Origin of the sequence: Streptomyces sp. NBC_00988 (genome assembly GCF_045162645.1) — a bacterium.
Classification (GTDB): Bacteria; Actinomycetota; Actinomycetes; order Streptomycetales; family Streptomycetaceae; genus Streptomyces.
This window is the reverse complement of sequence record NZ_CP108730.1, coordinates 8,058,363-8,070,206: the sequence shown is the minus strand read 5'-3', so window position 1 is coordinate 8,070,206 and position 11,844 is coordinate 8,058,363. Positions and strand designations below refer to the sequence as shown.

At 69.5% G+C, this 11,844-nt stretch carries 13 protein-coding genes; 9 read left to right on the top strand and 4 right to left on the bottom strand.

Annotated elements, in window-relative coordinates; genetic code table 11:
* Positions 1 to 60: 60 nt before the first annotated feature.
* Entirely contained in the window at positions 61 to 849 is a 789-nt protein-coding gene (locus OG496_RS37260; RefSeq protein ID WP_405973992.1) for a protein phosphatase 2C domain-containing protein, read from the top strand.
* A 53-nt stretch (positions 850 to 902) separates the two neighbouring features.
* Here OG496_RS37260 and OG496_RS37255 read toward each other — a convergent pair whose 3' ends face one another.
* Complete coding sequence (locus tag OG496_RS37255) at positions 903 to 1,448, bottom strand: MarR family transcriptional regulator (RefSeq protein WP_366489845.1); 546 nt, start codon at positions 1,446 to 1,448, stop codon at positions 903 to 905.
* 223 nt (positions 1,449 to 1,671) lie between these two features.
* Between OG496_RS37255 and OG496_RS37250 the strand changes: the two genes are divergently transcribed.
* Positions 1,672 to 2,508, top strand: coding sequence for a lysozyme (locus OG496_RS37250; RefSeq protein WP_405973991.1), 837 nt, complete (start codon positions 1,672 to 1,674; stop codon positions 2,506 to 2,508).
* Positions 2,509 to 2,585: 77 nt separating this feature from the next.
* On the opposite strand, the gene lon is transcribed toward OG496_RS37250, so the two are convergent.
* Entirely contained in the window at positions 2,586 to 5,003 is a 2,418-nt protein-coding gene (lon, locus tag OG496_RS37245) for an endopeptidase La (RefSeq protein WP_405973990.1), read from the bottom strand.
* Positions 5,004 to 5,205: 202 nt separating this feature from the next.
* Entirely contained in the window at positions 5,206 to 5,637 is a 432-nt protein-coding gene (locus OG496_RS37240) for an ATP-binding protein (RefSeq protein WP_405973989.1), read from the bottom strand.
* Positions 5,638 to 5,783: 146 nt separating this feature from the next.
* Here OG496_RS37240 and OG496_RS37235 point away from each other — a divergent pair, with 146 nt between their 5' ends.
* Genes OG496_RS37235 through OG496_RS37220 form a run of 4 tightly spaced genes read left to right on the top strand, consistent with a single transcriptional unit; the run spans position 5,784 to position 7,910 of the window.
* Positions 5,784 to 6,635 (top strand): Scr1 family TA system antitoxin-like transcriptional regulator, encoded by an 852-nt coding sequence (locus OG496_RS37235; protein WP_405973988.1) that lies wholly within the window; start codon positions 5,784 to 5,786, stop codon positions 6,633 to 6,635.
* Between the two features lie 11 nt (positions 6,636 to 6,646).
* A complete protein-coding gene (locus OG496_RS37230; protein WP_405973987.1) occupies positions 6,647 to 6,844 on the top strand; it encodes a DUF397 domain-containing protein in 198 nt (65 codons plus the stop codon).
* A 20-nt stretch (positions 6,845 to 6,864) separates the two neighbouring features.
* Positions 6,865 to 7,062, top strand: a complete 198-nt coding sequence (locus tag OG496_RS37225; protein ID WP_405973986.1) for a DUF397 domain-containing protein — start codon at positions 6,865 to 6,867, stop codon at positions 7,060 to 7,062.
* 50 nt (positions 7,063 to 7,112) lie between these two features.
* On the top strand, positions 7,113 to 7,910 hold the full coding sequence (locus OG496_RS37220; RefSeq protein WP_405976789.1) for a GNAT family N-acetyltransferase: 798 nt from the start codon (positions 7,113 to 7,115) through the stop codon (positions 7,908 to 7,910).
* A gap of 22 nt (positions 7,911 to 7,932) precedes the next feature.
* Here the strand turns inward: OG496_RS37220 and OG496_RS37215 are convergent, their stop codons facing one another.
* Positions 7,933 to 8,847: a rhomboid-like protein gene (locus OG496_RS37215; protein ID WP_405976788.1), complete on the bottom strand. Its 915-nt coding sequence runs from the start codon at positions 8,845 to 8,847 to the stop codon at positions 7,933 to 7,935.
* Positions 8,848 to 9,042: 195 nt separating this feature from the next.
* Between OG496_RS37215 and OG496_RS37210 the strand changes: the two genes are divergently transcribed.
* From OG496_RS37210 to OG496_RS37200, 3 genes are all read left to right on the top strand, one after another.
* Positions 9,043 to 9,747 (top strand): spermidine synthase, encoded by a 705-nt coding sequence (locus OG496_RS37210; RefSeq protein WP_405973985.1) that lies wholly within the window; start codon positions 9,043 to 9,045, stop codon positions 9,745 to 9,747.
* A gap of 114 nt (positions 9,748 to 9,861) precedes the next feature.
* Complete coding sequence (locus OG496_RS37205; RefSeq protein WP_033282112.1) at positions 9,862 to 10,602, top strand: response regulator transcription factor; 741 nt, start codon at positions 9,862 to 9,864, stop codon at positions 10,600 to 10,602.
* Entirely contained in the window at positions 10,599 to 11,705 is a 1,107-nt protein-coding gene (locus OG496_RS37200; RefSeq protein WP_366489834.1) for an ATP-binding protein, read from the top strand. Before OG496_RS37205 ends, OG496_RS37200 begins: the two co-directional genes overlap by 4 nt.
* Positions 11,706 to 11,844 lie beyond the last annotated feature (139 nt).

Genomic DNA, 11,844 nt, shown 5'->3' with positions numbered 1-11,844 from the left:
ATTCGACCATGAGTGCCAAGCTTTCGCGGAGCCTGTGAAGAGGTCGTGCAGACTGGCCGTATGCGTACGGAACTTGTGTCGGAACCCGGCGACCCGGACCGCCCCAACGAGGACTTCGCGAGCGTCGGCCTTCCGGCCTCGGGACAGGGCGGTTCGCTGATCGTCCTGGACGGTGTGACACCCCCGAGAGGGGAGACGGGCTGTCTGCATTCGGTCCCCTGGTACACCGCGCGCCTGGGCGGCGCGCTGACCGAACTGACCGTTTCCTACCGGGATCTGACCCTGGCGGAGATTCTCTCCCGGGCGATCCTCCGAACAGCTGAGGCCCACGCCACCACCTGTGACCTTTCTCACCCACGCACCCCACAGGCAACCGTGGTGCTGGCCCGCTGGTCCCCCCAGGAGGTCGAATACCTGGTCCTCTCGGACTCGGCGCTGCTGGCCGAATCCCCGTCCGGCGAGGTGACCGTCGTACTGGACGACCGCCTCTCCCGTCTCCCCCGCTCCGCTCTCGCGACGGACGCCATGATCGACACCACGCTCCGTAACAAGGAGGGCGGCTTCTTCACGGCGGCAGCCGATCCGTCGGTCGCGGCCCGGGCGGTGACGGGCTCGCTCCCCCGCGCCGACGTCCGCACCCTCGTCGCCCTGACGGACGGGGCGACGCGGTGGGTGGAGAAGTTCGACCAGGGGGACTGGGCGGACTGCTTCGCCCTCGTACGGAAGGAGGGGGCACCGGAGCTGGTGTCCCGGGTCCGGGCGCTGGAGCGGGCCGACGCGGAGGAGCGGACGTATCTGCGCCGGAGCAAGACGCACGACGACGCGACGGTCGTGTACGCCGAGCTGTGACCGGCCCTACGTCGGCGTGGCTTCCCCCTTCGGTGTCACCCCTCCGTTCGGGGTCACTTCTCCATGACGCCGTTCAACTGGTGGATCAGGCGGGCCAGTTCGGCGACCTCGCGGCGGTCCCAGTGGGAGAGCTGGCTGACGTAGCGCGCCCGCCGGGCCTCGCGGACGTGGGCGACCCGGCGGCGGCCCTCGCCGGTGAGGTCGACCAGCCAGGCGCGACCGTCCGCCGGGTCGGGCTCGCGGGCGATCAGCCCGAGGTCCTCCAGGGCGCGCAGCTGGCGGGACATCGTGGCCTTGCCTACGCCGATGTAGGCGGCCAGTTCCGTGGCGCGCTGCCTGCCGTACTCGTCGAGCCGGACCAGCAGGCCGTACGCGGCGGACTCCAGGTCGGGGTGGACCTCGCGGGCCATCTCGCCCTGGTTGGCCCGGGCCCGGCGGAAGAGGAACGTCAACTCGCGCTCCAGGGACAGGTATTCGTGGTCGACGGCGAGTCCGTCGGGGCCCACGGGCAGCGCGCCGCCGTCTCCGGAGAGGCCGCCGCCGTCCACGGGAAGCCCGCCGCCGTTCCTGTCCTCGCCCTTGTGCACGTCAGCACCCATTGGTCCGCTTTCCCGATCGTGAAAGTTTCCGCCAAACACCGTCATCGCCGCAGCTCCGCCAGTATTTCGCAGGGCTAGACCAACGGCGTCGTCCGGACCCCCTTCCCACGCGGTCTTCTCGGTGCGTAGCTTCCTTACCAGGCAATGACTGGCATGGCCACGCCAACATCAACACCCCTCCCCACTCCCCCACCGCGCTCGACCGCGCCCTCGGAGGCACGCCATGCCCACGCCCACACCCAGGCCTGTGTACAGACCCCGAACCCCACGCCTGCGGCACCTCTCCCTCACCCTCGCCCTCTCCGGACTCCTGCTGGCGGGCCTCACGCACCCGGCCGGCGCCGCCACGGTCCCCGCCCGCGGCTCCGCCTACCTCGGCATCGGCGTCCTGGCGCACGACGGCCAGGACGGCACGCCCACCAGCGGTGACGCCACCCAGACGGAGGGCGTCGACGTCAGCGCCTACCAGGGCAACGTCGCCTGGTCGACCCTGTGGAGCAGCGGGGTCAAGTGGGCCTATACGAAGGCGACCGAGGGGACGTACTACACGAACCCGTACTTCGCCCAGCAGTACAACGGCGCCTACGGCGTCGGCATGATCCGCGGCGCGTACCACTTCGCGACCCCGGACACGACGAGCGGCGCCACCCAGGCCAACTACTTCGTCGACCACGGCGGCGGCTGGTCCAAGGACGGCCGCACCCTCCCCGGCGTCCTCGACATCGAGTGGAACCCGTACGGCGCGTCCTGCTACGGCAAGTCGGCCGCGGCGATGGTCAGTTGGATCGCCGACTTCCTGTCCACGTACAGGTCCCGCACCGGCCGTGACGCGGTGATCTACACGGCGACGAGCTGGTGGTCCGACTGCACGGGCGACTCCGGCGCCTTCGCGTCCGCCGACCCGCTGTGGATCGCGCGCTACGCCTCGGACCCGGGGACACTGCCGGGCGGGTGGTCGTTCTACACGATGTGGCAGTACACGTCGTCCGGGACGACGGTCGGGGACCACGACAAGTTCAACGGCGCGCTGGACCGCGTGGTCGCCCTCGCCAACGGCTGACGAGCCATCCGTACTACGGCGAAGGCCCGGGCCCCTCGCGAAAGGGACCCGGGCCTTCACCTACCGGTGGACGTCCGTCACGCCGCCACCGGAACCTCCGACGTCGCGCCGTTCGTGGCCGGCGCCAGTGCCAGCTCCAGGACCTGGCGGACGTCCGTCACCGCGTGGACGTCGAGCTTGTCCAGGACCTCGGCCGGGACGTCGTCCAGGTCGGGCTCGTTGCGCTTCGGGATGATCACGGTGGTGACCCCGGCCTGGTGCGCGGCGAGCAGTTTCTGCTTCACGCCGCCGATCGGGAGGACCCGACCGGTCAGGGAGACCTCACCCGTCATCGCCACGTCCGTGCGGACCAGGCGGCCGCTGAGCAGCGACGCCAGGGCCGTCGTCATCGTGACACCCGCGCTCGGGCCGTCCTTCGGCACCGAACCCGCCGGGAAGTGGATGTGCACGCCCCGGTCCTTCAAGTCGCCCACCGGCAGCTCCAGTTCGGCGCCGTGCGAGCGGAGGAAGGACAGGGCGATCTGCGCGCTCTCCTTCATCACGTCACCGAGCTGACCGGTCAGGGTCAGACCCGCCGCGCCCGTCTCCGGGTCGGCCAGCGACGCCTCGACGTAGAGGACGTCACCGCCCGCGCCGGTGACCGCGAGTCCGGTGGCGACACCGGGTACGGCCGTGCGGCGCTCGGCCGGGTCCTGGGCGGACTCGGGCACGTGGTGCGGCCGTCCGATCAGGGCGCGCAGGTCGGCGTCGGTCACCGTGAACGGCAGCTCCCGCTGCCCCAGTTCGTGCTGGGCCGCGATCTTGCGCAGCAGCCGGGCGACGGACCGCTCCAGGGTGCGGACGCCCGCCTCACGGGTGTACTCACCGGCGAGCTTGCGCAGCGCGCTCTCGTCGATGACGACCTCGTCGTCCTTGAGCCCCGCCCGCTCCAGCTGACGCGGGAGCAGGTGGTCACGGGCGATGACGACCTTCTCGTCCTCGGTGTAACCGTCCAGCCGCACCAGTTCCATACGGTCGAGCAGCGCCTCCGGGATGGCTTCGAGCACGTTGGCCGTCGCCAGGAACACCACGTCGCTCAGGTCGAGTTCGACCTCCAGGTAGTGGTCGCGGAAGGTGTGGTTCTGCGCGGGGTCGAGCACTTCGAGCAGAGCGGCCGCCGGGTCCCCCCGGTAGTCGGACCCCACCTTGTCGATCTCGTCGAGCAGGACCACCGGGTTCATGGACCCGGCCTCCTTGATGGCCCGGACGATACGACCCGGGAGCGCACCGACGTACGTACGCCGGTGACCGCGGATCTCGGCCTCGTCCCGGACCCCGCCCAGCGCGACCCGGACGAACTTCCGCCCCATCGCGTGCGCGACGGACTCACCGAGCGAGGTCTTGCCGACACCGGGCGGACCGACGAGCGCGAGCACTGCACCGCCGCGCCGGCCCCCGACAACACCCAGCCCCCGCTCCGCGCGCCGCTTGCGCACGGCCAGGTACTCGGTGATGCGCTCCTTCACGTCGTTCAGACCGGCGTGCTCGGCGTCGAGGATCGCCTTGGCGCCCTGGATGTCGTACTCGTCCTGGGTCCTTTCGTTCCAAGGCAGTTCAAGAACGGTGTCCAGCCAGGTACGGATCCACGACCCCTCGGGCGACTGGTCGGAGGACCGCTCCAGCTTCTCGACCTCCTTGAGCGCGGCCTCACGGACCTTCTCGGGAAGATCGGCGGCCTCGACACGGGCCCGGTAGTCGTCGGACTCCTCGCCGTCGCTCGTGTCCCCGTTCAGCTCGCGCAGTTCCTTGCGGACGGCTTCGAGCTGGCGCCGCAGCAGGAACTCACGCTGCTGCTTGTCGACGCCTTCCTGCACGTCCTTGGCGATGGTCTCGGCGACGTCCTGCTCGGCGAGGTGGTCGCGCAGGTGCTGGGTGGCGAGCTTCAGCCGGGCCACCGGGTCGGCGGTCTCCAGCAGCTCGATCTTCTGCTCGGTGGTGAGGAAAGGCGAGTAGCCAGAGTTATCGGCAAGCGTGGACACGTCGTCAATGGCCTGCACGCGGTCGACGACCTGCCAGGCCCCGCGCTTGCGCAGCCATGCGGTGGCCAGCGCCTTGTATTCCTTCACCAGCTCGGAAACGGAGCCGGGCAAGGGTTCGGGCAGGCTCTCGTCGAGCGCGGTGCCCTCGACCCAGAGCGCGGCACCGGGCCCGGTGGTCCCGGCCCCGATCTTCACGCGGCTACGGCCGCGGATCAGCGCACCCGGGTCGCCGTCGGCCAGCCGGCCGACCTGCTCGATGGTGCCGAGCACACCCGTGCTCGCGTAGGTCCCGTCGATCCGTGGCACCAGCAGGACCTTGGGCTTTCCGGACTCGGACCGCGCGGCGGCCTGAGCGGCCTCCACGGCGGCGCGTACATCGGTGTCGTTCAGGTCCAGCGGAACCACCATTCCGGGCAGCACGACCTCGTCGTCGAGCGGCAGCACGGGCAGGGTGAGCGGTGTGGACGTCGAAGCCATGATCTCCCCTTAGGCAGTCAAGTTGAGCTATGCCGACTCAATGCTTGGGCGTCTCCGATTGTTCCCCACCCCGTGTTCGCCGTGAGCGATCAGACGTCTGACGACTGCCTCGCCCCAGGTCAACGCGGATTCACGGCAGGGTCTTCCCTGCACTTGGGGAGGGTGGGGCGGGGTTCCCTTGCATCCGGGGGCACGATCGCCGTCACGCCGTCACGGGGCGCAGCGAGTCCCGCAGCAACTCGAACCACACGACCTTGCCCTGGGCGGGCCCCATCACGAAGCTCCCCCAGGCGTCGGCGCACAGTTCCACGAGGGCAAGCCCGCGACCGCCTTCGGCATACGGCTCCGGGCAGCCCGTCGGATACGACAGCAGGAAGCCCATGTCCCACACGCTGGCCCGCAGCCGCTTGTCCGCCCACTTGAGGCTCAGGGAGGCGGGGCCGGGTGCGTGACACCAGGCGTTGGTGAGGAGTTCGGAGGTCAACAGGACGGCGGTGTCGGCGAGTTCGGGGAGGGCGTGGCGGGCGAGGACGGAGCGGACGGTGTCGCGGGCGATGGCGGGGGCGAGGGGGTCGTGGGGGACGCGGAGGGTGTAGCGCCACTCGGAGGGGGGTTCGGGCAGGCGTTCGTCCATGGCAACTCTCCTATGACGAGGTGGAGTTGATTCGATGCTCACCGTAGGCTGACGCGCCTAACTAGTGCCACCGAATGGCACAGATTGGCAGCCGAATAACCCGAACGAGTGATGACACGTCGTCCGGCGACCGGTAGGAAAGGGCCATGGCTTCACGGACCTTCATCACCGAGCGCCAACGGCGGCTGGGCACCGAGCTGCGGCGCATGCGCGAGAACTGCGGGCTGACCATCCAGGAGGCGGCCGACCGACTCGGCACGAACCGCTCCCACGTCACCAACATGGAGCTGGCCCGCTTCGGAGTGAGCGCGGAGCGCGTGCGCACGCTGGCCGCCCTCTACGACTGCCCGGACACCGGCTACGTGGACGCCCTTGGCGCGATGGCCGGGGACCGTACGCGCGGGTGGTGGGAGGGATATCGAGGGTCCATCACGGCGAGCGGTCTCGACCTTGCCGAACTCGAATACCACTCCACGAGTCTGCGAGTCTTCGTCGCCATGCACGTGCCGGGCCTGCTGCAGACCGAGCAGTACGCGCGTGCCGTGTTGTCCGAAACCGTTCCGGCCTGGCCCATGCCGGAACTCCGGCGATGGCTCTCGTACCGCATGCGGCGCCGCGACATCCTCGATCGGGACGATCCGCCCACCTGCACCTTCGTGATCCACGAGGCAGCGCTACGGCTCCAGTTCGGCGGCCGGGAGATCATGCGGGGCCAGCTGCACGAGCTGGTCGACGCCTCACGACGCCGGAACGTCACCCTGCGGGTGATCCCGTTCAGTGCGGGCGGCTTCCCCGTCCCCGGGCTCACCGTGACGTACGCCTCCGGCGCGGTACCGCAGCTCGACACCGTTCAGCTCGACAGGGCGACCACGACTGAATTCCTTGATGCGCAGACCCAACTGTCGAACTACCGTGCACTGATGGAGCGCATCACCAAGGCCGCGCTCCCCGTGAAGGAGTCACGGGAGTTCATCCGCACCCTTGCGGACAGCACTTGAAAGTTGGGGACATGTCCGAGATCGCCTGGCAGAAGTCGTCCTACTCCGGCTCGGGAGAGACGAACTGCGTTGAAATCGGCGCCACTCCACTCACCCTCGCCCTCCGCGAAAGCGACGCTCCCACCGTCCTGCTCCACACCGATCGCCCTCAACTCGCCGCCCTCCTACGGCACATCAGGACCACCACCGCCCGTACCGTCTCCCCATGAGGCACCTGAAAGTTGGGGACATGCCCGAGACCACCTGGCAGAAGTCGTCCTACTCCGGCTCGGCGGACAACAACTGCCTCGAACTCGCGGCAACGGACACCACTCTCGCCCTCCGCGAGAGCGACACCCCCACCACCGTGCTCCACACCCGCCACCCCCAACTCACCGCCCTCCTACGCCACATCAAGACCACCACCCCCCGTACCGTCACCCCGTGACAGAACCGGAATCCGAGCCCCAGACCCTCCTCGCCGCCTACGACAACCAGATGCGCGGCACCCCACCCATCCCGCCCGCCGGAGTGACGTACGAGAAGGACGGGCCGCTGCTACGGATCGTCGGGCAGTTCCGGGGGTTCGTGAGCGGGCCGCACGACCTGGGCGTACAGGGACAGGAACTGGACGAACTGATCGTCCGGCAGCGGGACTTCTTCGCGGCGCGCGGGGAGAGCGTGGAGTGGAAGACCCGCTCCCATGACGTGCCCGCCGACCTCACCGACCGGCTGCGCGCGGCGGGGTTCGTGCCCGAGGAACCGGAGACCGTGCTGATCGGGCTGGCCGAGGAGATGGCCGTACGGGAGCCGGTGCTGCCGGAGGGGGTCACGATCCGCCGGGTCACCGCCGTGGCGGACCTGCGGCGGCTCGGCGCGCTGCAGTCGGCCATCTGGGACATGGACCTGAACTGGCTGGCCACCGACCTGCTCGGCCGGATCGCCGCCGCTCCGGACGACATGGCCGTCTACGCCGTGGAGGCGGAGGGCGAGATGGTCTCCGCGGCCTGGCTCGCCTTCCGGCCGGGTACGGAGTTCGCCAACATGATGGGCGGCTCGACACGCGCCGAGTGGCGCGGCAAGGGCATCTACCGCGCCCTCGTCGCCACCCGAGCCGCTCTCGCCGCCGCCCGCGGAGTGCCGTATCTGCAGGTGGACGCCACGGACGACAGCGCACCGATCCTGCGCCGGCTGGGGTTCCGGGCGATCACCACGACCACGCCGTACGTGTGGTCACCGGAGCAACCGACCAGTAAGAGCGTCGACTTGGCATCCCGGGACCAAAGAAGAAGCTGAACGCGACCACGCAAGCCGGGAGTTAGACCCCCGCGACCTCAACCCGGGCCGCCCCAGCCACCCCTACCGCTCGACTCACCCGCGCCGCCCGCGCCCACCGCCGTATCAACGGCCACGTCGCGACACCTATCGTCAGCGAGATCAGGTGGCCCCAGTTCGTCATGGGGTCGGTGAACGCGATCAGGTCCGTGACCAGTGACCAGCCGAACAGGGTGATCAGCGGGAGACCGAGCCACGGTCGGAGGAGGCCGGCCAGCGCTCCTATGCTCGTCGCCACGCCGAAGCTGATGCCGTAGTCGAGGCGGTGGAGGGAGCTGACGGGGAGGTGACCCGCCAACACCGCGAATCCCACGGTCCCTTCGGTCGCCAGCGTGGCCACTATGTGCCCGAACAGGAAGACACCGGCCGCCCGCACCCCGCCGATCCTGCGTTCCAGCGCGGTCAGCACCAGCAGGAACAGGAACGCGTACGGCGACACCACTCCGCCCACGATCCACAGCGCGCTGGCGACCAGCACGAGGAACGGGTCGCGGAGGAGGTGGGTGACGTCGGTGCTGGACGCCTGGTGGAGTTGGTTCACGAAGGTCGGATCGGCGTACTGCGCCACCAATGACGTCACGACGAGCAGCAACCCGTAACAGAAGGTGAACGGCGTCCCGGTGGGCGTGGGCAGCAGCCGCCAGGGGTGGAGGTCGCGGAGTGCGAGCAGGACGCGCGATTCTCCGGGAACGGCAGGGGTGGACGCCGAGACCGACACCGCCGCCGGGGTCGGAGTGGCGAACCTCAACTCCCCGGCCCCGTCCAGCACTTCCCGCTGTCTCGGCATCGCGTCCAGCAGCCCGGAATCCAGGGACGAAGCCGCCCCGGACTCATCGGCCAGGGGCCCGCCCTGAGGCGTGCCGGAGGCCTGGGTGTCGGCCGTCGCGATCCGTTCCACGGTGAGGCGCTCCTTCCGGTTCACACCCCACCCTTCGCCGTCCCACCTGCCCCTGTCTATGACCGACGCCACGCGAGAGCCGATTCACAGCAACCTGAAAGCCTTCTTGTGCGTCCGCAGGTACCTTGCACCCGGACGTGTTCGCCCTGGGTTAATTCGGCTGCACGATCCGGTGAAACTGCCAGGATGAGTTGCATGACCTCCGCGTACGACACCTCCGCGTACGACACCCCCGTTGTCCTGGACCGTCGCGAGGGCCCCTACGGCGAGGTGGTGCTGCGCCGGCACGGGGAGTTGCTCCAGATCATCGCCAACGGGTGCTTCCTGATGGACACCTCGGACGGGCGGTCGGAGCGGCTGCTGGTCGACGCCGCACGCGATGCCCTCGACTCGCGCCCCGAACCCGCCGTACTGCCGGACGTGTTGATCGGCGGACTCGGCGTCGGCTTCTCCCTCGCGCACGCCGCCGCCGACCCGCGCTGGGGCCGCATCACGGTCGTCGAACGGGAGCCCGCGATCGTCGAATGGCACCGCTCAGGCCCGCTGTCGGCGCTCTCCGCCACCGCTCTCGCCGACCCGCGGACCGAAATTGTGAAAACGGACCTAGTCGCATTCGTCAATGAGACTTGCGCCACTTTCGACGCGCTCTGCCTCGACATCGACAACGGCCCCGGCTGGACCGTCACCGAGGGCAACGACAGCCTCTACTCACCGGCCGGACTGGCAAGCTGCGCAAGGGTGTTGAGACCTGGCGGGGTACTGGCCGTATGGTCGGCGCAGCCCTCTCCGGAATTTGAGCGAACCTTATGGAATGCCGGGTTCCAACAGGTGCGTACCGAAGAGATCCCGGTTGCCCGAGGCGTTCCCGACGTCGTGCACCTCGCTGTACGACCTGGATAGCAAAGGCGACGTCACTCCCCGTACTCTGCTTCCCTGACGCAGATCATTCAAGCGTCAAGCGCAGTCATGGGATCACCCCACATGGTTCCGGAAAGCACACTTCAGGGGCGGGCGATGGAGCAGACACACACCTCCCACAACGGCACGGCCACGGCCACGCCGGGCGCGCAGCGCCGGGTGCTGGTGGTCGAGGACGACCCGACGATCGTCGACGCCATCGCGGCCCGTCTGCGCGCCGAGGGATTTCTCGTGCAGACCGCGGGCGACGGGCCGTCGGCCGTCGACACCGCCGAGGCATGGCAGCCCGATCTGCTGATCCTCGACATCATGCTGCCCGGCTTCGACGGGCTGGAGGTCTGCCGCCGTGTGCAGGCCGCCCGCCCGGTGCCGGTGCTGATGCTCACCGCGCGCGACGACGAGACCGACATGCTGGTCGGGCTCGGGGTCGGCGCCGACGACTACATGACCAAGCCGTTCTCGATGCGGGAGCTGGCGGCGCGCGTGCACGTCCTGCTGCGCCGGGTGGAGCGTGCCGTGGTGGCCGCGTCCACCCCGCGCTCGGGCATCCTGCGCCTCGGCGAGCTGGAGATCGACCACGCGCAGCGCCGAGTACGGGTGCGCAGCGAGGACGTGCATCTCACGCCCACCGAGTTCGATCTGCTGGTGTGCCTGGCGAACACCCCGCGTGCCGTGCTCTCGCGCGAGCAGCTGCTCGCCGAGGTGTGGGACTGGGCGGACGCCTCCGGCACCCGCACGGTCGACAGCCACATCAAGGCGCTGCGCCGGAAGATCGGCGCCGAGCGGATCCGCACGGTGCACGGCGTCGGCTACGCACTGGAGACACCGACGCCATGAGCGACGGGCCGACGTCACGGAGGAGCCCCGGGGAGCCCTGGGGCGGCGTACGCCCGTTCTCGATCAAGACCAAGCTGGGCGCACTGGTCGTCATCGCGGTGCTCATCACCACCGGGCTGATGATGATCGCCATGCGCACGGCGACGGAGCTGCGCTTCATCACGGTCTTCTCGATGATCGCCACACTGCTGATAACGCAGTTCGTGGCCCATTCGCTCACCGCGCCGCTGGACGAGATGAACACGGTGGCCCGGTCCATCTCGCACGGCGACTACACGCGCCGGGTGCGCGAGAACCGCCGTGACGAACTGGGCGACCTGGCCGGGACGATCAACGTCATGGCCGACGAGCTGGAGGCGCAGGAGCGCCAGCGCAAGGAACTCGTCGCGAACGTCTCGCACGAGCTGCGCACCCCCATCGCCGGCCTGCGCGCCGTACTGGAGAACGTCGTCGACGGCGTCTCGGCCGCCGATCCGGAGACCATGCGGACGGCGTTGAAGCAGACGGAGCGGTTGGGACGTCTCGTCGAGACGCTGCTCGATCTCTCCCGGCTGGACAACGGCGTCGTACCGCTGAAGACCCGCCGGTTCGAGGTGTGGCCGTATCTCTCGGGCGTGCTCAAGGAGGCCAACATGGTCGCCTCCGCGCGCGCGGGCATCGCGTCGGGCTCGGGGAGTCACACGCGGACGGACGTCCATCTGCACCTGGACGTGTCCCCGCCGGAGCTGACCGCGCTCGCGGACCCGGAGCGCATCCACCAGGTCGTCGCCAACCTGATCGACAACGCGGTCAAGCACAGCCCCGCGCACGGCCGGGTGACGGTGAAGGCGCGGCGCGGGTCGCTGCCGGAGTCGCTGGAGCTGGAGGTCCTGGACGAGGGACCCGGCATCCCGAAGGCGCAGTGGGCGCACATCTTCGAGCGGTTCAACCGGGGAGCGGTCAGCTCGCCGCACGGGCCCGGCAGTGACGGCGGTACGGGTCTCGGCCTGGCGATCGCCCGCTGGGCGGTGGATCTGCACGGCGGCCGGATCGGTGTGGCCGAATCCGACCGCGGCTGCCGGATCATCGTCACCCTTCCGGGACTGTCTTCCGTGCCAAGTTGACGTAAAGTTCGAACCGGAGCCCCAAGATCCACGACGGTCCGCACTGACGGACACGTGTGATCAGGCACAGGCCCGCGCCATCGGCGCGTCCGGCCCGCATCGATGCGCCCCTTCCACAGCGGAACCACGCTTGTTTCCC